Origin of the sequence: Bartonella sp. AC329YNZD, from assembly GCF_042196685.1 — a bacterium.
GTDB lineage: Bacteria > Pseudomonadota > Alphaproteobacteria > Rhizobiales > Rhizobiaceae > Bartonella.
In genome coordinates, this window is the sequence record NZ_JBHIQS010000102.1 from 1 (window position 1) to 790 (window position 790).

Genomic DNA, 790 nt, shown 5'->3' on the forward strand with positions numbered 1-790 from the left:
CATTTTATAGGTCCCGCCTCTTCTGATGGTCGTTCTTCACGGAAAAGACGGGATGTTTCTTCTTCTGAAGTTTCTTTGCAAAGGCGAAAGAGATCTGTAGACGAAGAGTGTGTAGGTTTGAGTGGTGATAGCTTAGAGGAATGTAATCAAGAATTTGATCACATAGCAGGAATTCCACAGGTAGAGACTCCCTTTTGGTTCACAGATAAGGACAAACCGCCCCGTTTGCCTTGGTTTATCAGAAGCCCTTTTGCTAATTTTTTATATCATTCGACCCCTATAAAAGAGGGTGTTCATGACCAAGCACATCATGACCATCATCTTATGTCGGAGACGTTTGGAGGCGTTGAAACGCGCCCCGTTAATGTGAGTGTAGTTTATGGAATAAAGACATGAGGAGTTGAAATGTCATTAAAACCGTTTGCGATATCAGAGCTTAGCGACCCGTCTCAAGTACGGGTTGTTTTGTATTCTGGGAGTAGTTTTGTCCATGCGCCGCTTAATGGCGTTTTTGATTTACTGAAAGCCGCTTTGAAAACAGAGTTTGATGGTTCACTGAAAGATTTAGAGAAGCGCTTAGAGACCTTAAGAGAAGAGCTTGAAGATTTGAAAGAGTGTTCATTGGATGAATCCCTCTGAATGAAGGAATAAAGCAGATGAAGATACCCGATCATAGTCATGAATATTTGATACCTGTTGCAACGAAAGAGGAAATCAGAGAAGGGACTTCGCAAGATAGCGTTGTTGTTCCAAAGCTTTTAGGAACAGCCTCTTTGTATTCGTATGAAAC

1 protein-coding gene and 1 pseudogene are annotated in these 790 nt (G+C 41.8%); both read left to right on the top strand.

Annotated elements, in window-relative coordinates; genetic code table 11:
* Nucleotides 1-396 (top strand): annotated as a pseudogene (locus ACFIMW_RS09420) (phage tail protein); the annotation flags it as partial.
* A 9-nt stretch (nt 397-405) separates the two neighbouring features.
* Nucleotides 406-639, top strand: coding sequence for a hypothetical protein (locus ACFIMW_RS09425; protein ID WP_375608916.1), 234 nt, complete (start codon nt 406-408; stop codon nt 637-639).
* Nucleotides 640-790 lie beyond the last annotated feature (151 nt).

What these genes read in the sequence shown, in the direction of transcription:
- ACFIMW_RS09425 (WP_375608916.1), top strand. Translation starts at nt 406, where the DNA reads ATGTCATTAAAACCGTTTGCGATATCAGAGCTTAGCGACCCGTCTCAA.